The sequence below is a fragment of the Vibrio sp. 704 genome, assembly GCF_033339295.1.
Genome location: NZ_JAWOUH010000401.1, coordinates 1 through 726, shown reverse-complemented (window position 1 = coordinate 726; position 726 = coordinate 1). Strand labels below are relative to the sequence as shown.

The window sequence follows — 726 nt, the reverse complement described above, 5'->3', positions numbered from 1 at the left end:
TTCTTTTGGGATGGGTTTTTAGCTGGAGATCCTAATGTATAAGGACTTTTTTGGGTTTATTGAACAGCCGTTTTCGATTGTTCCAAACTCACGTTATTTGTATTTAAGCCAACGTCATAAAGAAGCGATCACGCACCTCAATGCGGGATTGGGCGACGGCGGTGGTTTTGCCATGCTGACCGGTGAGGTAGGAACAGGCAAAACGACAGTGGCCAAAGCCATGCTCGCGAATTTAGATGAAAGCACCAAAGCGGGGCTGATTCTCAATCCGACTTTTTCGAGCCGAGATCTGCTAGAAGCGATTTGCGATGAATTTAAGATCTCTTATCCGCAGGATGCGACGTTAAAACAGCTAAACCAAGTCATACATCATTATTTGCTGCGTAACCACAAGGTGGGTTGGCAGACGTTGCTCGTCATTGATGAGGCTCAGCATCTTGCTGCCGATGTACTTGAGCAACTGCGCTTGTTAACGAACTTAGAAACCGATACCAGAAAGCTGCTTAAAGTGCTGTTGGTAGGGCAGCCAGAGTTACAACGCTTGTTACAGACTACGCAGTTGCGTCAGCTCGCACAGCGTATCACTGGCCGTTATCATCTGTTACCTCTTGATGAGAAAGAGACTGCGGATTACATCGCGTTTCGTTTGCACACGGCTGGTGGCGATCAGCAACTGTTTCATCGCAGTTCCAGTAAGTTGATTGCGAAGTATAGCCATGGCATTCC

Annotated in this window: 1 protein-coding gene; it reads left to right on the top strand. The window is 47.2% G+C overall.

Features of this window, described 5'->3' with window-relative positions:
• Positions 1–34 precede the first annotated feature (34 nt).
• Positions 35–726, top strand: a 692-nt coding sequence (locus tag R7R24_RS26725) for an ExeA family protein (RefSeq protein WP_318120121.1), incomplete at its 3' end; no start/stop codon positions are given.